This window comes from Streptomyces nanhaiensis, from assembly GCF_046614825.1.
Lineage (GTDB): Bacteria > Actinomycetota > Actinomycetes > Streptomycetales > Streptomycetaceae > Streptomyces > Streptomyces radiopugnans.
In genome coordinates this window covers 1-17897 of sequence record NZ_JBKJFM010000034.1, presented here as the reverse complement: position 1 = coordinate 17897, position 17897 = coordinate 1, and the positions used below count along the sequence as shown (strand labels likewise).

Annotated in this window: 18 protein-coding genes; 14 read left to right on the top strand and 4 right to left on the bottom strand. The window is 74.2% G+C overall.

Annotation, left to right across the window (positions count from 1 at the left end; all coding sequences use genetic code 11):
- Positions 1 to 118: 118 nt before the first annotated feature.
- Together ACLIYP_RS10960 and ACLIYP_RS10955 are read left to right on the top strand one after the other, a co-directional pair.
- Positions 119 to 1717 (top strand): CAP domain-containing protein, encoded by a 1599-nt coding sequence (locus ACLIYP_RS10960; RefSeq protein ID WP_412712939.1) that lies wholly within the window; start codon positions 119 to 121, stop codon positions 1715 to 1717.
- A 201-nt stretch (positions 1718 to 1918) separates the two neighbouring features.
- Positions 1919 to 2491: a hypothetical protein gene (locus tag ACLIYP_RS10955; protein ID WP_412712938.1), complete on the top strand. Its 573-nt coding sequence runs from the start codon at positions 1919 to 1921 to the stop codon at positions 2489 to 2491.
- Between the two features lie 107 nt (positions 2492 to 2598).
- On the opposite strand, the gene ACLIYP_RS10950 is transcribed toward ACLIYP_RS10955, so the two are convergent.
- The 3 genes from ACLIYP_RS10950 to pabB are packed head-to-tail and all read right to left on the bottom strand — an operon-like array spanning position 2599 to position 6094.
- The gene (locus ACLIYP_RS10950; RefSeq protein ID WP_412712937.1) at positions 2599 to 2970 is read right to left on the bottom strand and encodes a chorismate mutase family protein; all 372 of its coding nucleotides are present in this window, start codon (positions 2968 to 2970) and stop codon (positions 2599 to 2601) included.
- Between the two features lie 56 nt (positions 2971 to 3026).
- Positions 3027 to 3878, bottom strand: a complete 852-nt coding sequence (locus ACLIYP_RS10945; protein ID WP_412712936.1) for an aminotransferase class IV — start codon at positions 3876 to 3878, stop codon at positions 3027 to 3029.
- The gene (gene pabB / locus ACLIYP_RS10940) at positions 3875 to 6094 is read right to left on the bottom strand and encodes an aminodeoxychorismate synthase component I (RefSeq protein ID WP_412712935.1); all 2220 of its coding nucleotides are present in this window, start codon (positions 6092 to 6094) and stop codon (positions 3875 to 3877) included. Before pabB ends, ACLIYP_RS10945 begins: the two co-directional genes overlap by 4 nt.
- A 679-nt stretch (positions 6095 to 6773) precedes the next feature.
- Between pabB and ACLIYP_RS10935 the strand changes: the two genes are divergently transcribed.
- Complete coding sequence (locus tag ACLIYP_RS10935; RefSeq protein ID WP_412712934.1) at positions 6774 to 8186, top strand: class I adenylate-forming enzyme family protein; 1413 nt, start codon at positions 6774 to 6776, stop codon at positions 8184 to 8186.
- A 23-nt stretch (positions 8187 to 8209) separates the two neighbouring features.
- Here ACLIYP_RS10935 and ACLIYP_RS10930 read toward each other — a convergent pair whose 3' ends face one another.
- Positions 8210 to 8869: a 4'-phosphopantetheinyl transferase family protein gene (locus tag ACLIYP_RS10930; protein WP_412712933.1), complete on the bottom strand. Its 660-nt coding sequence runs from the start codon at positions 8867 to 8869 to the stop codon at positions 8210 to 8212.
- 72 nt (positions 8870 to 8941) lie between these two features.
- Between ACLIYP_RS10930 and ACLIYP_RS10925 the strand changes: the two genes are divergently transcribed.
- From ACLIYP_RS10925 to ACLIYP_RS10875, 11 genes are read left to right on the top strand one after another with little or no spacing between them, the layout of a single operon-like run.
- On the top strand, positions 8942 to 9214 hold the full coding sequence (locus ACLIYP_RS10925) for an acyl carrier protein (RefSeq protein ID WP_412712932.1): 273 nt from the start codon (positions 8942 to 8944) through the stop codon (positions 9212 to 9214).
- The gene (locus ACLIYP_RS10920) at positions 9211 to 9468 is read left to right on the top strand and encodes an acyl carrier protein (RefSeq protein WP_412712931.1); all 258 of its coding nucleotides are present in this window, start codon (positions 9211 to 9213) and stop codon (positions 9466 to 9468) included. Before ACLIYP_RS10925 ends, ACLIYP_RS10920 begins: the two co-directional genes overlap by 4 nt.
- Positions 9465 to 10601, top strand: a complete 1137-nt coding sequence (locus ACLIYP_RS10915; protein WP_412712930.1) for a beta-ketoacyl-[acyl-carrier-protein] synthase family protein — start codon at positions 9465 to 9467, stop codon at positions 10599 to 10601. Before ACLIYP_RS10920 ends, ACLIYP_RS10915 begins: the two co-directional genes overlap by 4 nt.
- Positions 10598 to 11170 carry a hypothetical protein gene (locus ACLIYP_RS10910; RefSeq protein WP_412712929.1) on the top strand — a complete coding sequence of 191 codons (573 nt, stop codon included), beginning with the start codon at positions 10598 to 10600 and terminating at the stop codon, positions 11168 to 11170. Before ACLIYP_RS10915 ends, ACLIYP_RS10910 begins: the two co-directional genes overlap by 4 nt.
- A complete protein-coding gene (locus tag ACLIYP_RS10905; RefSeq protein WP_412712928.1) occupies positions 11167 to 12420 on the top strand; it encodes a beta-ketoacyl-[acyl-carrier-protein] synthase family protein in 1254 nt (417 codons plus the stop codon). Before ACLIYP_RS10910 ends, ACLIYP_RS10905 begins: the two co-directional genes overlap by 4 nt.
- A 55-nt stretch (positions 12421 to 12475) precedes the next feature.
- Complete coding sequence (locus ACLIYP_RS10900; RefSeq protein WP_412712927.1) at positions 12476 to 13030, top strand: hypothetical protein; 555 nt, start codon at positions 12476 to 12478, stop codon at positions 13028 to 13030.
- The gene (locus ACLIYP_RS10895; RefSeq protein ID WP_412712926.1) at positions 13027 to 14637 is read left to right on the top strand and encodes an AMP-binding protein; all 1611 of its coding nucleotides are present in this window, start codon (positions 13027 to 13029) and stop codon (positions 14635 to 14637) included. The genes ACLIYP_RS10900 and ACLIYP_RS10895 overlap by 4 nt, the downstream gene beginning before the upstream one ends.
- Positions 14627 to 15751 carry a hypothetical protein gene (locus tag ACLIYP_RS10890; protein ID WP_412712925.1) on the top strand — a complete coding sequence of 375 codons (1125 nt, stop codon included), beginning with the start codon at positions 14627 to 14629 and terminating at the stop codon, positions 15749 to 15751. The genes ACLIYP_RS10895 and ACLIYP_RS10890 overlap by 11 nt, the downstream gene beginning before the upstream one ends.
- Entirely contained in the window at positions 15732 to 16616 is an 885-nt protein-coding gene (locus tag ACLIYP_RS10885) for a diiron oxygenase (protein WP_412712924.1), read from the top strand. Before ACLIYP_RS10890 ends, ACLIYP_RS10885 begins: the two co-directional genes overlap by 20 nt.
- Positions 16613 to 16897 carry an acyl carrier protein gene (locus tag ACLIYP_RS10880; RefSeq protein ID WP_412712923.1) on the top strand — a complete coding sequence of 95 codons (285 nt, stop codon included), beginning with the start codon at positions 16613 to 16615 and terminating at the stop codon, positions 16895 to 16897. Before ACLIYP_RS10885 ends, ACLIYP_RS10880 begins: the two co-directional genes overlap by 4 nt.
- Positions 16872 to 17744, top strand: coding sequence for an aminoacyl--tRNA ligase-related protein (locus ACLIYP_RS10875; RefSeq protein WP_412712922.1), 873 nt, complete (start codon positions 16872 to 16874; stop codon positions 17742 to 17744). The genes ACLIYP_RS10880 and ACLIYP_RS10875 overlap by 26 nt, the downstream gene beginning before the upstream one ends.
- The last annotated feature ends 153 nt before the right edge of the window (positions 17745 to 17897 follow it).

The following is a 17897-nucleotide window of genomic DNA, read 5'->3' as shown; positions in this document are numbered from 1 at the left end:
TAGCTGCCCCTAAGGGCACTTTGAAACCCGCTCACCTCGCTGATCTGCGGCGATAGCGTCCCCTCGGACGTCGCCGCAGGGCGATCCCCCCACCAGTGAACGGAGCGGATCTGTGAAGGTGAAGCAGCAGCGAGGACGGCGGGCGCGCAGACGGCCGATGGTCCTGAAGGCGGCCATCGGCGCCGCCGCCGCGTCCGTGGCGGCCACCACGATCGTCGTGCTGCAGCCCGAGGCGGACGCCATCCCGGCGCCCTCGCTCCTCAGCGCGGCCCAGGCGAGCACCCTGGCCCACCGGCTGGAGGCGAAGCTGGGCGAGGAGGCGGCCGGGTCCTACTACGACCCCGCCGGGAAGAAGCTGGTCGTCAACGTCGTCGACGGCGGCGATATGACGGCGGTCCGCAAGGCGGGAGCCGTGGCGAAGCAGGTGGCCAGCACCACCGAGGAGCTCGCCAGGGCCAAGTCGTCGCTGGACCGCAGCACCCGCACCCCCGGCACCTCCTGGGCCGTGGACCCGCGCACCAACAAGGTGCTGGTCACGGCGGACTCGACCGTGACCGGGAAGAAGTGGCGTGAGCTGCGCGAGAAGGTCGCCAAGCTGGGCGGCAAGGCGCGAATAGAGCGTATCGAGGGCGTCTTCGAGCCCTTCGTCGCGGGCGGGGACGCCATCACCTCCGGCGGCTCCCGCTGCTCGGCCGGCTTCAACGCACGCAAGGGGGACGAGTACTTCGTCGTCACCGCGGGCCACTGCACGAAGAAGGGCGCCACCTGGAGCAGTGGGGACTCCTCGCGGCAGCGGGTGGGCAAGGCCGTCGAGAGCAGCTTCCCCGGCGACGACTACGCGCTGATCCGCTACGACAACCCCGACGTGCCGCGCCCCGCCGCCGTGAACCTCTACAACGGCGGCACCCAGGAGATCACCAGCGCCGGCGAGGCGTTCGTCGGCCAGCGCGTCCAGCGCAGCGGCAGCACCACCGGCCTGCACGGCGGCACCGTCACCGGGCTGAACGCCACGGTCAACTACCCGCAGGGCAGGGTCCACGGCCTCATCCGCACCAACGTGTGCGCCCAGCCCGGCGACAGCGGCGGAGCGCTCTTCGCGGGCAGCGTCGCCGTCGGCCTCACCTCGGGCGGCAACGGCGACTGCAGCAGGGGCGGCACCACCTTCTTCCAGCCCGTCACCGAGGTGCTGGACAAGTTCGGCCTGACCGTCGACCTCGGCTCGAAGCCCCCGGCGGACGGCGAGCCCGGCACCCCGCGGCCCTCCGCGCCGGAGCAGACCCCCGGGCCCGAGCCGACCGCCTCCCGCCCGGCCGAGCCGGAGCCGGAGACGGACGGCGCGGCCGCGCGACGGGTGCTGCAACTGGTCAACGCCGAGCGGACCAAAGCCGGCTGCCGGCCGCTGACGGTGGACGAGAGGCTGGCCCGCGCCGCCCAGGCCTACGCCGGGACCATGGCCGAGCGCGGCGTACTCTCCCACGTCGGCCCCGACGGCTCCACCATGGCCTCGCGGGTCGAGGCCGCCGGATACTCCTGGTCCGCGCTGGCGGAGAACATCGCCAGGGGGCAGAAGACCCCCGAGCAGGTGATGAACGGCTGGATGAACAGTCCCGGCCACCGCAGGAACATCCTCAACTGCGCCTACCAGGACATCGGCATCGGGGTGAGCGAGAAGGCAGGCGGCCCCTGGTGGGTCCAGAACTTCGGCAGGCGCCGCTGACCCGCCCGCCGGCCGGCTGACCCGCCCGTCCCGCCCCGGCTCCCGGCGCCACCGCGCCCGGGGCCGGGGCCGGGGCCTTCGCGGCGGGTGCCGCGGCCGTCCGGTACAACCGAAGGCCCGCCCCGGGTGTCTTCTGTGCACCGGCACCGGCCCCACGGCGCCGGAGGCGGGGCCCGCGAAGGGCCCGAGGGGAGGATCGAGTTGAGGACCACGACACGAGCCGCGCTGGCCTGCCTGGCCGCGGTCGGCACGCTGACCGCCGTTCCCGGGGCGGCGCAGGCCGCCCCGTCCGGGGAGGACGGCTCCAAACCGACCCGGACGGTCGAGAAGGGGTACGCGGTGAACTGCTCCGGGAGTTCCGGGGACGTTTTCGTCGCGGTGGACCTGTACCAGAACTCCGCGTACGGCACGCACACCGGCGTGGTCGTCGAGACGCCGGACGGGGAGTTCGGCGGCGGCTACGGGCCGGAGGACACGCAGCTGTTCTCCGACGGCGCGGTCACGGCCGAGATCCCGGTCAGGAAGCTGGACGAGACGGGGGATCCGGCCGGCAGCGCGGTCGTCACCGGCACCTACACGGCCGCGGGGGAGCCCACCCGTGTGCACGAGGTCGTCGAGGACCCGCCCGGCCACTACGTGATCACCAGGGGCACCAACACACCGCTCGACGCCTCCGCCACCGTGGAGGTGCTCGGACGGGAGGTGCCGCTGTCCTGCTCCACCGCCTTCGCGTTCGACCTCACGGTGGTGCGGGTCGCCACCGGCCGCGGCTGACGGACCGCCGGTCTGCCGGCGGCGGGACGCCTCGCCGCCGGCAGACCGGCCGGGCTCACCCGGCCGGGCTCACCCGGCCGGACCCACCGCACGGCCTCGGCAGCGGATCACCGAGCGGACGCCCCGCCGCCACGGCGGACGCGACCCGCCCGGCCCTCCTCGAACAGGGCGTCGCGCGAGGGCGCGACGGAGCCGGTCCCGTCACCGTTCGGGGTCTTCCCCGCGGCCGCCGTCCTGGTGAGCAGCATCGCCAGTCCGGCGCCCAGGCGCCCGAGCTCCGTCTCGTACTGGCGGAAGACGGCGTTCTCGCGGGTGAGTTCCGTGCGGGGGGCGCGGCCCTTCCTGCGGAGGTCCTCGAGTTCCGCCACGGCCGCCATCCGCCGGCGCACGAGCGTGATGATGGCGGAGTCGATCCGCGCGATGTGGGCGTGCTGCTCGGCGGACTGGGAGGCGATGCCCGGGTGTCGCGGCGAGGGCAACGGGATGCTCCTTTCTCGCGGGGTGCCACGCGGGGTGTCCCGCGGGGTTTCGGGGGTCACGACGGCAAGGGCGTCCGAAGACCGCTCAGCCATGCCCGCCAGCCGGCGGCGCGCACCGGTTCGCCGGCCGGGAGGAGGCTGTCCACCCAGGCGGTGACGGGGCGCAGTCCGTGCAGGGCGTTGACCACCCAGACCTCCCGGCCGGCGAGGGCGGACAGACGGCGGCGGCAGGGCCGCACCTCGACGCCCGACCGCTTCGCGTGCTCGGTCAGCAGCAGGGCCGTGACGCCGGGGAGGGCGGGCAGTTCGGCGGCCGGGTGGCACAGTACGTCGCCCTCCCACCACAGCAGGGAGGAGTTGGCCGCCTCGACCACCACGCCGTCCGGGGAGACCAGGAGCGCCTCGTCGGCGCCCGCCTCCGCGGCCCTGCGGCGTACGGCGGCCAGCGCGTCGAGGTCCGGGCCCTTGTGCCGGGGCGCCCTGCGCGGGTCGGGGACGGCCAGGCCCCAGACCCGGGCGGACGCGCCGAGCACCGGGGCGGGGCGCAACCGGTACAGCAGCCGGTGGCCGCCGGGCTGGACCGTGTCCGCGGGCGCGCCCGGGGCCGCCCGCTCGAGCTCGACGCGCGGGAACCACGGACCGGGGTCCCGCGGCAGCAGAGCCACCACGGCGGTCCAGAAGGCGTCCAGGAGCCGGAGGGAAACGCCCGCGGTCTCGGCGCAGGTCGCGGTGAAACGTTGCCGGTGCCGGTCCAGGGCGCGCACCCCGCCGTCGGCGACCAGCCAGGAGTCCGCGGCGAGCAGTGCCGGACGGGCGTCCGCCTCCCGGCCGCCGAGCTCGCGCAGCCCGCCGGAGCGGGTGAGGGCGAAGAGCCGTTCACCGCGGTCCGGCGCGGTCGCCGGCCTCAACGGAACACCGAGGCCGGGGCGCCGGCGGCCGCGGGTGCGGCGGCGCCGGGGGCGGGGGCGGGGGCGGGGGCGGGACCCGGTTCCCGGCCGGGGAAGCCGGTGCCCAGCAGCCGGAGCAGGGGGGCCGTCTTGGTGACCGTCTCCTCGTACTCGCCGTCGGGGTCGGAGAGCGCGACGATGGCTCCTCCGACGCCGTAGCGGACGCCCCGCGGGGTCACGACGGCGGTACGGATGACGATGCTGAGGTCGGCGGCGCCGGTCAGCGAGAAGTAGCCGATCGCCCCGGAGTAGACACCCCGCGGACCCTCCTCCAGCTCGTCGATGATCTGCATGGTGCGGATCTTCGGGGCGCCCGTCATCGAGCCGCCGGGGAACGCCGCGCGCACGCACTCCACGGCCGTCGCGCCGGGCCGCAGCCGGGCCCGTACGGTGCTGACGAGCTGGTGGACCGTGGCGTAGGTCTCCACGTCGAACAGCGTGTGCACGTGGACCGAGCCGACCTCCGCGCACCGGCCGAGGTCGTTGCGCACGAGGTCGACGATCATGAGGTTCTCGGAGCGGTCCTTCTCGTTGGTCCGCAGATCGGCCCGGAGCGCCTCGTCCTCCTCCGCCGTGGCGCCCCGCGGCCGGGTCCCCTTGATCGGCTTGGACTCGGCCAGCCCGTCGGCGCCCACGCGCAGGAACCGCTCCGGGGAGGTGCTGAGGACGGCCAGGTCCTCGAAGAGGAGGAGCGAGGCGAACGGCGCGGGGCTGGTGCGGCGGAGGAAGCGGTATCCGTCCCAGGCGTCCACCTTCGCCTCGCTCTGCACCATGTTGGTGAGGCAGACCTCGTACGTCTCGCCCGCCGCGATGTCCTCCTGGCTGCGCCGGATGCGGTCCAGGTAGGCGTCCCGGTCGTGCCGCAGCCGCAGGTCGCCGGCGTCCACGGGCTGCGCGGGGACGTCCGCGTCCGCGGCCCGGCCGGCCAGGGCGCGCAGCTGCCCGGCGGTGGTCCGCAGCCAGGCGCGGGCGGACTCGTCGAGGGCGGCCGCGCCGGGGTGGTCCGCCGGGTCCGCGGGGGCGAGGGCGAGAAGGTGCGTGGTGCCGGTCAGGTGGTCGAAGACCAGGGCCCGGGCGGCGAACACCATGGTGGCGTCGGGTTCCTCCGGGCGGTGGACGACGGGGCCGGCCCCGCACTGCGCCTTGAGTTCGTACCCCAGGTAGCCGACCCAGCCGAGGGCGAAGTCGCAGGGCAGCGGGGGCACCTCGACGCTGAGGGACCGCAGGTCCTCGTCGATCCAGTCGAGGAAGGGCCGCCGGGCGACCCGCACCTCGCGGACACCGTCCCTCTCCGTCATGACGGTGACCGTGCCGGCCGCCACGTCCGCCGAGGCCACGCGGGCCAGGTCGCCGGAGGCGTCGCCCATGACGGAGAACCGTCCCAGCTCGCCGTCGGTGCGGCTGCTGTCGAGCCAGAAGGCGTGGTTCCCGCCGCGCAGCAGTTCGTCGAAGACGACCTCCGGATCCCACCGGGTCGGCAGTTGCTCGGAGAGGACGCGCAGCCGCCTGCGCGGCGCGGGGCGCGCGGCCGCGGCGGTGCGACTGCGCCCGGCCGGCGCGGCCGCCGCGGTGGCCCGCCCGGTGCGGTGCTCCTCCTGCCACCGGGCCGTCAGGTCGCGGAAGTTCCGCGTCAGCCGCAGCCCGTGTTCGCTGCATATGGATTCGGGGTGGAACTGCACCCCCCACAAAGGGCGTTCGCGGTGGCGCAGGCCCATCAGAATGCCGTCGGGCGTCCACGCCGTCGCCTCCAGGACGTCGCCGGGCAGATCGGTGACGGTCAGGGAGTGGTAGCGCACGACGTCGAAGGGCGACGGTATTCCGGTGAAGAGGCCCGTCCCGGTGTGCTCCACCGGGGACACGCGCCCGTGCCGGGGCTCGGGGGCGCGGCGCACGGAGGCGCCGCTCAGCAGGGCGATGCCCTGGTGACCGAGGCACACCCCGAGGACCGGGCGGTCCGCGGCGCGGACGATGTCACGGCATATTCCGAAGTCCTCCGGGCGCTCGGGAGTTCCGGGCCCGGGGGACAGGACGACATTGTCGAAATCCCTGAGACGGTCGATTTCCCATCCGGGCTCGTCGTTGCGGACCACGACCGGTTCCTGCCCGTTCGCCTCCGCCAGAAGATGGAAAAGATTAAAAGTAAACGAGTCGTAGTTGTCCACCAGGAGAGTGCGCATACTCACCTCACGAGGTCATGGGAGGACGAATTCGAGTCAGCTGTCGAAGTCCGGCCATGCCAGGGCGGCACGCCTTGGCGCGCACCGGGAACAAACGGGTTCAACCGAGCGGAGGGCAGGGTCGGCCGATTCGAGCCGAGCAAGAAGTCGACGCGGTACGGAAAGCGGCCCCGTGAAGGGGGGCCGTGCGACGCACGTCAGGTCAACAGCCTTTTTCCCGAGGCGACTTGGGGCGCCTACCCGCTCCCGGGCGCACTCAGGTGCACCCCGCTTCGCGCCATGTCCGACATCTCCCCCGCTTCCTCGTGACAGGGGACTCGGGAGTAAGCCCGGCCCCCTTTCGACAGGGGGAGATCGTACAGAGCTTCCCGATTCTGTCAAACGACAACCGGATGCCGTGCCGGCGGGCCGGGAGGGGGAACAGACAGGAGTTCTTCGTTCCGCAGGGAGGCCGCCGTCCCGGGCCGCGCTGTGCGGCCCGGGAGCGGGAGGGAGGGGGAATTATTCATTCCGTAAAGGTGTCGCGGTTTCGATCTTCGAGCCTTGACAGTCGCCGCGTGGTCGCTTCTATGATGCGGAGCCGCTGAGCCAGCTGAGGCGAATCAGCCGTACAACGGGGGGATGTTCGTTAGTGATCAGCGATTTCGCAGGCTCCGGGAGCGCGGCGAACCGGCCCGCGGTGAACGAGCCGACGAACGAGCCGGAACCCGGCGACGGGAGCTGGGTCGACGAGTTACTCCTCCACACCGCCGACGACACCGCTCCCGCGGTGCACATCGGCGAGCGGATGGACCGGGCCGCGCTCCGCCGCGAGGTGGACGCCCGCCGGAAGGGGCTGGCGGACGCCGGCCTCCGCCCCGGCGGGGCCGTCGCGTTCCAGCTCCCGCCGTCGCTCGCCCTGCTCGCGGGCGTACTCGCCGCATGGCGGACCGGGGCCCAGGTGATCCTTCTCGACCACCGGCTGACCGTTCACGAGACCGACCGGGCCCTGCACCGGATCGCTCCGCAACTGGTCGTCCGGCCGACCGGGCCGGTACGGCGCGGCAGCCTGCGCGGCTTCCACGCGGTCGACGCCGCCGCCGAACCGTATCCGCGGGGACGGCCGGCCACCACCGGCCACGCCCTCGTCCAGCTCAGCTCGGGCTCCACCGGCCCCTCCAAGGTGATCGGACGCACGGCCGGGGAACTCGTCGCGGAGGTCCACCGCTACACCCGGATCGAGGGCATGCCCCGCGCGGGCGACCGCGTGGTCGTCCTCAACTCCCTCATCCACGCCATGGGGCTGATGGCGGGTGTGCTGCACAGCCTCCACGCGGGCGTCGAGATCGTGCTGCCGGAACGGATGACGGCCGAGGGCATCCTCGGCGCCGCGGCCGCGCGGACCGCGCCGACCGTCATCATGGGGGTGCCGTTCCACGCCCAGCTGCTGGGCTCGGTCTCCTCGCCCCCGCCGCTGCCGCACCTCGTCCGCGCGGTGTCCGCCGGCGAACTGGTGCGCCCCGGCGTCGCCGAGGCCTTCGCCGCACGGTACGGAGCGCCGCTCGGCGAGGTGTACGGCATGACGGAGACGGGCGTCATCGCAGCGGACCTGTCCGGGGCCGCCCGCCCCGCCACGGGCCGGCCGGCGCCGGGCATCGACGTGAAGGTCGTGGACGGCGAACTCCTGGTGCGGCGGCCCACCAGCCCGTACATCGGGCCCACCGACCCGGCCCGCTGGTCGGACGGCTGGCTGCGCACCCGCGACGCCGCCGAACTGGACCCGGACACCGGCCTGCTCACCATCCTCGGCCGGCTCGACTCGCAGGTGTCGGTCGGAGGCCTCAAGGTCGACCTCACCGAGGTCGAGTGGGCCCTGTCCGAACTGCCCGGGGTGCGGGAGGCGGTCGTCGTCCACGACGGCGCCATCGAGGCGTACGCCGTACTCGACGAGGGCGTCACCGCGGGCGCCGTGGAGACCCTGCTCGCCGAGCGCGTCGCCGGGTTCAAACTGCCGCGCCGCATCCGCGTTCTGCCGGCCCTGCCCCGGACCACCACCGGAAAGCCGCTGCGCGACCCGGCGGCCCTGCGGGCCGCAGTGCCGGAGCGGGCATGAGCGGGACGGTACGGGGCGGGGGCTCAGCCGTCCACACGGCGCACGGACACGGGAAGGCCCCCGGTTCCCCGTGCGCCGGCCACGCACAGCGCGTAGCCGTCGGGAGCCGGGGGGACCGCGCTGGTGAGACCGGCCTCCGGGGCGATCTCCCGCAGCACCGCCGAGTCCCCGGTGCGCTGCTCCGGCACGCCGGAGGCGGGCAGCGGCACCGGCAGCAGCAGGCCGCCGCGGACCAGCCCGGTGCCGAGCGCCTTGCCCAGCGCCTCCTTGTGCGTCCACACCCACAACAGGGCGCGGACCCGCAGGGCGGCGTCATGGCTCTCGATCCACTGCGCCTCCTCGTCGCTGAACCACCGACGGGCGAGCGCCACCGCCGGAAGGCCGCGCACCGCCTCGACGTCCACGCCGATCCTCCCGCCGGCCTCACCGCCCCCGCACACCGCGACCGCCGTCAGGCCGCGGGTGTGGCTCACGCTCACGCTCACCAACGGAGCCGGCAGGGGAGCGGGACCGCCGCGGGATAGCGCCACGTACGGCCGTCCGCCCCGCTCCCGTGCCAGGGCCAGAGCACCGGCTTCGACCCCCAGCAGCGCCGCGGCGGCCCGCAGCACCAGCGCGTGCGCGTGCCGCCGCTGGTCCCCGACCGGAACCGCGAGCCACACCTCGACCCGAGACACCGTCACCCCATCCGCTCCCGCGGCCCACCACGGCCACGCCCTGTCCGCACACACGAACACCGAACAAGGAGCCACACGATGAGCACCCCTGTGCGCGCATTCGTAGTGAACACCCTGGAAGCCATGAACCTCGACACCTCGGGTGTGGCGGACGACACCCCGCTCGGGGACGGAGGACTGGAGCTGGAGTCGCTCACCACCGCCGAACTCGTCATGCAGGTCGAGGAGGAGTACGGCGTCAAGTTCTCCGACGACGACGTCGAGGGGATGCAGGGCATGACCGTCGGAGCCTTCGTCGCCGAGGTCGAGGGGCGCATGGCACAGGCCACGGCCGAAGCGGGCCCGGCGTGAGCGGCCCGGACGGCACCCCCGGCCGCGAGGACGTGATCGCCCTGCTGGCCCGGCACGGCGAGTGCGCGCCCGAGGACGTGGGCGAGCGGATCGACTCCCTGCAACTGGCGTGGCTGGTGCACGCCGTCGAGGAGCGGTACGGCGTCCGGCTCGACCTCGGCGACGACGACCTGGAGGCCATGGACACGGTCGCCGGCGCCGTGGCGGTGCTGGGGAGCGCCCTGGCCGCCGCACCGGGCGGGTGCGTCGCATGACCGGGGCGGGCAGGGACGTGGTGATCACCGGGCTCGGCACCGTCAGCGCCTTCGGCCGCGGTGCGGACGCCCTCCGGCAGGGCCTGGCCGCAGGCCGGGCGGCGTTCGCCCCGGTCGACCGCTTCGCGACGGACCGGTACCGCACGGGTGTAGCGGCGGCACTGCCGGGCTCGCCCGACCTCGACGAGGAGCTGCGCCGCGTCGTGGCCGAGGCCTGCGACCAGGCCGGGCTCGGACCGGGGGAGCGGGCCCGGGTACCGCTGCTGCTCGCCCGCCACGCCGACCCCGCGGTCGCCCGCAGGCCGCTGGCAGCCCAGGGGAAGACGGCCGTCTCGGACACCGCGGCCGAACTGGCGCGGGCCTGCGGGCTGCGCGGCCCGGCCCGGACGTACACCAACGCCTGTGTCGCAGCCGGCACCGCGCTCGCCGAGGCGGCCGTGTGGATCCGCGGCGGCCGGGAGGACCGGGTCGTGGTGTCCGCCGGCTACCTCGTCGACGAGGACAACTTCGCCCTGTTCTCCGCCGGGCGCGCGCTCGCCCCGGACGGCGTCCTGCGGTCCTTCAGCGCCCGGCGGCGCGGGCTGCTGCTCGGGGACGGCGTGGGCGCGGTGGTCCTGGAGTCCTCCGCGGCCGCCGCCGCGCGAGGGGCACGGCCGCTCGCCGTGCTCTCCGGCTGGGGCCTGGCCGGCGACGCCCACCACGTGTGCCAGCCGCACCCCGAGGGCCTGGGCATGGCCCGGGCGATCGGCGCCGCCCTGGCCAAGGCCGGACTGGCCCCGCAGGACATCGGCTACGTCAACGCCCACGGCACCGGCACACCACACAACGACGCGGCGGAGACCGCGGCCCTGCGCCGGGCCCTCGGGGACGCCGCGGACACCACGCCCGTGAGCTCCACGAAGTCCCTGCACGGCCATGCCCTGGAAGCCTCCGGGATGCTCGAACTCGCTGTGACCGTCCTGGCGTTGCGGCACGGGGAACTCCCGGTGAACGCCGGCCACCTGGGGCCCGACCCCGACTGCAGCCTCGACCTCGTCCTCGGCGAGCCCCGCAGGGCCGCCCCCCGGCACGCCCTCAGCCTGAACGCCGCCTTCGGCGGAGCCAACACCGCATTGGTGGTGAGTACGCCATGACCCCCTACCCGACCGTGGAGGACGCGGAGATCCTGGCCGAGGGCGGCTGGCCGGGTCCGGCCGACACCGGCCCGCCGCCGCCCCTCGCCGGCTTCGTCGTCTCCGGTTTCAGCCCCATGGCCGCGGCGGCCGCCGACCGCTGCCTGGAGCAGGTCCACGCGGCACCGCAGGCGGGGAGCGAGGCCCTGCGGCGGCGGGCCGAGCGCACCGCGATCGTGCTGGGCAGCCGGGGCGGCGACCTGGAGACCCACACCGCGACCGCCGCCGCCGTGGACGCGGGCAGGACCGCGGCGCCCCTGCTGTTCTTCCAGTCCGTTCCCAACGCGGTGATCGGGCACATCGCCAAGCGCTGGGGACTGGCGGGCCCGGTGATCTGCTTCAGCCCCGACGACGGGGTGGGCGACCCGCTGCGGGAGGCGCTGGACATCACCCGCTCCCTGGTCGCCGGCGGCGACGCCGACGAGGCACTGGTCCTGCTGGTGGAGCAGGTCCGGCCCGACGGCGGGCCGGGCGGCGCCCGCGCCCTGCTGGTGCGGCCGGGCCCGGACGCCGGGGAGGCCGCCTCGTGACCCGGCCGCACGACGTCTGGGTCACCGGCATCGGGCTGGTCACCCCGCTGGGTATCGGTGTGCCCGCCCTGACCGAAGGGCTGGCCGCGCAGCGGTCCGGGCTGCGCCGGCTGGAGGGGGAGGAGTGGGCCGCGACCGGTGCCGACGTGGCCGGTGTCGCCCCCGCCATCCGGGCCGCGGACGTGCTTCCCCCCACCGAGGCCCGCTCGGTGGACCGGTTCGTGCTGATGGCCCTGGTCGCCGCCGACGAGGCCCTGCGCGACGGCAAGCTGGCCGTGGGCCAGGACGTGGCGGCGGAGCGCACGGCGGTGGTGGTCTCCACCGGCGCGGGCGGGCTCGCCACGTACGAGGAGCAGGCCGTCGCCCGGGCCGCCCGCGGCCGGGCCGCCGTCAGCCCGTACCTGCTGCCCGGCATGCTGCCCAACATGGCGGCGGCGCGCATCGCCATCCGCCACGGCATCCGCGGCCTCAGCAGCTCCATCGCGGTCGCCTGCGCGGCCGGGGCGATGGCGGTGGCCGAGGGGCTGCGGCTGATCCGCGAGGGCGCCGCGGACGTCGTCGTCTGCGGCGGCACGGACACGGCACTGGCCCCCTCCGTGGCCACCTCCTTCGGCAACGCCCGTGCGCTGGCACGGGCCGGGACGGGCGATCCCGGGGCGGCCAGCCGCCCGTTCGACCTGGGCCGCAGCGGGTTCGTCCTGGCCGAGGGCGCGGGCGTCCTCGTCCTGGAACGGGCCGACCACGCCCGTGCCCGCTCGGCCACCCCCCACGGGCGGGTGCTCGGGTGGGGCGCGACCACCGACGCCCATCATCCGACCGCGCCCCGGCCGGACGGCGGGGGCGCGGCGGACGCGATGCGGCTGGCGCTGGCGGACGCGGGCCTGGCGCCCGGGGACATCGGATACGTCAACGCCCACGGGACGGGTACCAAGGCCGGCGACCTGGCGGAAGCGTGGGCCGTCCGCTCGGTCTTCGGCGACGACGGGCCGCCGGTCAGCTCGGTCAAGGGCGCCCTCGGGCACCTGCTGGGCGCGGCCGGCGCGGTGGAGGCGGCGGTGACCGTGCTCGCCCTGCGCGACGGCAGACTCCCTCCGACGGCGAACCTCGACCGCCCGGATCCGGAGTGCGCGCTCGACCACATCCGCGGCGCGCCGCGCACGGCGGCCCCCGAGGCCGCGGTGTCCAACTCCTTCGCCTTCGGCGGCCACAACGTGAGCCTCGTGTTCGGCCGGCCTCCGGAAGCGGCCTGACCGGCCCCGCCCCGCCCCGGACCCACCCACTCCCACCCGGAAGGACAAGGACACCGTGACCAACTCCTCATCCCGGACGCCCGGACCGGCGAGCCCCGACGAGCCCTCCGCCGACCTGCTGCGCCAGTTCTGGTGGCTGCACGACGCCCGCTGGTACCAGGGGGTCGCACAGCGGTTCGGCCAGGACGCGGCCAACGAGGTCAACGCCGAGGCGATGCGGTTCGTCGCCCGGCGGATCGCCTCCGCCTACGCGCGCGAGCAGGGGCTGCGGCCGGGGCTCTCCGCCGCCGAGGCGGCCGCCGCGCTGACCGGGATCTCGCGGCTGATGACCGGGGACGCCGTGGAGGCCGTCAACAAGGTCACCGGCGAGGAGTCGTGGGAGACGGTGGTCACCCGCAACTTCGCCCTGGAGATGCTGGCGCGCGCCGGCACCCTGGAGGGCTACGACTGCCCGTGCCCGCAGATGCGGGAGGGCTGGTTCGAGGGGCTGAGGACCGAGGTCGTCGACCACCGCGTGGAGTGCATGCGCACCGGCGGCACCGCGTGCCGGTTCCAGTCCCGCACGGCGGCCCGCCCCACCGGCGACGCCCCCGCGGAGGAGACCCCGTGACCGCGCCCGCCGCCGACGCGCCCGCCGCGTACGTCACCAGCGCCGTCGGCCAGTTCGCCGGCTGGGGCGAGCGCACGGCGCTGGTCCACGGTGAGCGGAGCATGAGCTTCCGGGAGCTGCTCTCGCTGGCGTACCGCATGGCCCGGGTCTTCCGGGACAGCGGCCTGGGGCGGGGCGACGGGCTGGTGCTGCTGGCCGCCAACCCGCTGGAGATGACGGCCGTGGGCCTGGCCGCGCACATCCTCGGCGTCCGCTACACCCCGGTGTACGCGGGCGGCGGCGACCGGATGACCGAGCACGTCCTGCGCGACGCCGACCCCGCCGCCGTCGTCGTCGCCGACGCCGGGCCGGCCGCGCCCGCGGACCGGATGGCCGCCGCCGCGCGCACGGCCGGGGTGAAGCTGCTGTTCGGCCTCGGCCCCGGCCCGGACCCGGAGGTCACCGACCTGCTCGCCGCGGCCGGCGAGCAGCCGGACGACCCCCTCCCCGTGGCCGCGCGGGAGGGCGACGTCGCCCGGGTGCTGTACACGGGCGGCACCACCGGCCTGCCCAAGGGAGTGGTGTACACCTTCGGAGCGCTGACCGCGGCCGCCAGGGCCTGGGCGGGCTCGCCGCCGCCGCCGGGGCTGCGGTTCCTGGCCATGACGCCCATGGCGCACGCGGCGGGGGCGATCGCCTTCGGCCTGCTGCGCCACGGCGTGAGCGTCGAACTGTTCGACGCCTTCGACGCCGGGGTGCTGCTGCGGCGGATCGAGGAGGCGTCCGCCACCGGCCGGCTGGTCACCACGTACCTCTATCCGCCGTACCTCTACCGTCTCCTGGACCACGCCGGCCTGCCTGACACCGACCTGACCGGGCTCGCGTCCGTCAGCTACGGCAGCGCGCCCATGGCGCCGCACCGCCTCGCCGAAGCGGTCCGGCGCCTCGGTCCGCGGCTGAGGCAGAGCTACGCGCTGACCGAGGCGATCGCGATCACCGGGCTGGGCCCGGAGGACCACGCCCTGGCCGCCGCCTCCCGGCCCGAGCTGTTCGCCTCCGTCGGACGCGCGGTGCCCGGCGTGACCGTGCGGATCACCGGGAAGGACGGCCGCGAGGCGGCGCCCGGAGCGGAGGGCGCGGTCGAGGTGTCGGGCCCCACGGTGATGGCGGGCTACTGGCGGCGGCCCGAACAGACCGGGCGGGTGCTGCGGGACGGCCGGCTGCGCACCGGCGATCTGGGGCGCCTCGACGAGGACGGTTACCTGTACCTGACGGGCAGGGAGAAGGACCTCGTCATCGTGGACGGGACCAACTGCCACCCGCAGGCCGTCGAGGACGTGCTGACCACCCACCCGGCCGTCCGGCAGGCCGCCGTCATCGGGATCCCCGACGCGCGCACGGGCGAGGCACTGCTCGCCGTGTGCGCCGCCGCACCGGAGGGGCGGGCGGACGAGGCGGAGCTGCGCGAGCTGGTGCGCGACGCACTGGGCCCGGCGCACGTGCCCGCACGGTTCGAGTTCGTGGCGGACATCCCCACGGCCTCGTACGGAAAGCCCGACAAAGCGGCGCTGCGCGCCCTGTTCTCCCCCGCAAGCCCGACGCCCCCAGGAGCGATGGATGAGCACTGAGACCAAACCGTGGAGCCGCCCCCGGGAGCCACTGGGCCTGGAGGGCTGGCTGGAGTCCCTGCGGAACCTGCTGGTGATCCCGCCGGAGCTGCGCGACGAGTGGATGGACCGGGCCGGCGCGCTGGAACTGCTCCAGTGCGGGCCGGAGATCCTCGACGAACTGCTGCGCAACGGCCTGCCGCACGGCGGGGAGCCGGGGGCCGAACGCTTCGACCGCTTCGACCTGGTGAACCTCGCGCTCTACTCCGGGTCCGGCACCTCCGTTCCCGAGAAGACCATGCGCTACGCCCTGCGCTGGATGCACGCCGATCCGCGCACCCTGTTCCGGCCGCAGCGCTGGGACTACTCCGTCGCGCTCTCGCCGCCGGCCGCCGACGCGGAGGCCGACCCGGCGCGGATGGAGTGGAACCTGGCCACCCCCCATCCCGAGCGGCACGGCGGCTGGACGGAGTCGCTGACCGTCGGGCCGGAGGGAGCCGTCCTGGGGGAGAAGGACATCACCGCTCGCGGCACGACCGGACTGACGGCTTCCGGGGTCCTGGTGACCTCGGGCGAGCACCGCGAGATCCGCTCGCGGCAACTGCGCGACATCGTCACGTCGTTCGGCCCCGACCGCTTCCGCTGGGGACGCATGCCCGAGGAGCTGCAGTGGCGCAAGGACGTGGTCCTGTCCCAGGGCTACGCCCCCTGCATCTCGGTCTGCCTGGAGCTCGCCGAGCGGTGCCGGGCCGCCGGCTTCGAGGCGCGCACCCGGCGCGGCTGGATCATGGGCATGCTCGACCTCGCCCACTCGTGGCTGGAGGTGGTGGACGAGGACGGCCTGATCAAGACCGTCGACCCCGCCTTCGTCATCCTGGCCGACCACCACGCCGAGGCCGCACACCCAAAGATCGCGGACGCGTTCACCGGCTCACTGCTGAACCGCCTGCTCCCCACGGAGCACCACGCCGACGAACCGGTGAACGGATACCGCCGTGACGGCCGGTTCGGCCACCCGCGCCACCAGACCGACATCCAGCTCTCGGCGGAGCAGCCCGCGCCGCGGGAGACGGACGGCGCCGGCGACGGCACCGACAACGAAGAGAGGAACAAGCATGCCCGTACTGCAGGCTGACGAGCAGTTGCAGTCCATACTCGACCGGCTCGTGGCGATGTCCGAGCGGGACTACTACGACCCCTACAAGCTGTTCCAGTGGCCCGACTCGCTGCCCGAGAACCAGTACTGGATGTCCCCGGAACTGATGTCCGTCCACGGCACCAAGGTGGCCGAGTCGTTCACCGAGGAGCAGATGTGGGCGATCAGCAAGTGGGAGAGCGTCAACTTCTACAGCCTCAACGTCGACGGCATCCGTGAGCTGATCACCGAGATCATCGCGCGGATCCACACCAAGGACTTCGCCGTCTCCTCCGAGTACTTCCACCACATGATCGGCGAAGAGAACGAGCACATGTGGTTCTTCGCCACGTTCTGCCTGAAGTACGGGGGCAAGGTCTACCCCGACAAGGGCGTCCGGCTGGAGATGCGCTCCGAGGGCGAGGCGGCCCACTTCCTGGTCTTCGCGCGGCTCCTCCTCTTCGAGGAGATCGTCGACTTCTTCAACAAGAGGATGGGCGACGACGAGCGGCTGCACCCGACCATCCGCCAGGTCAACGCGATCCACCACCAGGACGAGTCCCGGCACGTCGCCTTCGGGCGGCAGATCGTGTCCCTGCTCCACCGGCAGCTGCGGGAGAAGCTCGGGGCGGAGGAGCTGGCCGAGCTCGAGCTGTACCTCAAGCGGTACCTGCGCAAGTCCGTCGACGGCCTGGTGAACCCCCACGCCTTCCGGGACGCGGGCATCCCCGACCCCTACCGGGTGCGCAACGAGGTGCTGGCCGACCCCGCCTTCCACGAGCTGGAACGCAAGATGCTCAAGCGCTCGATGAACTTCCTGGTGAGCGAGGGCATCTTCACCGACGACGTCCTGCCGCGCTCATGAGCGAGGTCGACGAGAAGGCGGCCCAGGGGTCGCAGGCCGGAGTCGACGCCGTGGTCCGGTACCTGCTGAGCAAGCGCCCGGACCTCACGTCCATCGATCCGGACCTCGACCTGGTCGAGAACCGGATCCTCGACTCGCTCGGATTCGTCAACTTCCTCTACGTCCTGGAGGAGCAGACGGGTGAGGAGATCCTGATGGAGAACGTCAGGCCGTCCGACTTCCGTACGATCAACGCCATTCGAAGGAGGTTCTTCCATGAGCCCGACCGGTCCGGGGACTGAGGCGGGTCGTACGGCCTCGATCCGTGGGGGTCTCGCCACACTGGGACCCGGAGCGCTGCGGCTGCGGGCCGCACTCGACGGGGTGTTCACCGGCTGGGCGGCCGAGGTCGGCGCCGCCGCGGTCCAGTACCCGCCCCTGATGCGGGTCGAGGACCTGCACCGGCTCGACTACTTCCAGAACTTCCCCCACCTGGCGATCCTCGGGGCGGCCCTGACGGAGGAGGCCGCGCCCGGATACGCCGCGGGGGAGCCGGAGCGGTCGGCCGTGCCCGCCGCCCACCTCACGGAGGCGGCCTACGCGCTGCCCTCGGCCGCCTGCTACAACGTCTACCTCGACGCGGCGGGCCGCGAGCTGCCGGACGGTCCCCACAAGGTGACCACCGTCGCCACCTGCTTCCGCCGCGAGACCCACTACGAGGGCCTGCGCCGGCTGCTGGGCTTCAGCATGCGGGAGATCGTCTGCGTCGGCACGCGCGACGAGGTCATGGACCACCTCCAGATGTTCCGCAAGAAGGTGTCGGGGTACCTGGTGGACCTCGGGCTCCCGGTCGAGATCCAGACCGCCTCCGACCCGTTCTTCGACGCGGACGCGGGACGCGCCCTGATGGCACAGCTCTTCCCGGTGAAGGAGGAGTTCGTCTTCGGCGGGTCGCTGGCCATCGGTTCGCTCAACTTCCACCGCAACTTCTTCGGCGAGCGGTGCGAGATCCGCACCCAGGACGGCGAGTTGGCGTTCACCGGTTGCGTGGCCTTCGGTCTGGAGCGCTGGATCAGCGCGCTCACCTCGCACTTCGGCGTGACCGAGGACGAACTGGCCGACCGGGTGCAGGCGGTCGGCCGGCCGTGACGCGAGACGGGTCGGACCCGGCACCGGACGTCCCGGCACAGGACGCTCCGGTGGCGGCCCCGGCGGCGCACGTACGGGCGGGCCCCGGCACCGTCCGCGCCTGGTGGGCCGACGGGCGCGCCCTGGCGGCCGCCGCGGTCGCCGACCTGGCGG